This window comes from Oleiphilus sp. HI0125 (assembly GCF_001635355.1).
On record NZ_LWGF01000398.1, the window covers coordinates 1 to 348 of the forward strand.

The 348-nt window shown below is 46.7% G+C and carries 1 pseudogene; it reads left to right on the forward strand.

Annotated features, from left to right (window positions below):
• Positions 1-348, forward strand: a pseudogene (locus A3762_RS05385) (DNA mismatch repair protein MutS); the annotation flags it as partial.

Below are 348 nucleotides of genomic sequence, written 5' to 3' on the forward strand. Positions count from 1 at the left end.
GTGCCAAATGATGTTGTTATGAATAATAAGAGNGAGATGCTCGTGATAACTGGGCCTAATATGGGTGGTAAATCTACCTACATGCGCCAAGTAGCGATCATCGCTCTAATGGCTTATTCAGGCGCTTATGTACCAGCTAACTCGGCAACTTTTGGCCCTATCGATCAAATATTTACACGCATGGGAAGTGCCGATGACACCGCAGGTGGCCGTTCTACTTTCATGGTGGAGATGACGGAAACTGCGAACATCCTTAATAACGCGACTAGCAATAGTCTGGTTCTAATGGATGAGGTTGGTCGTGGAACGAGTACATTTGATGGATTGTCGCTAGCATGGTCTGCCGCA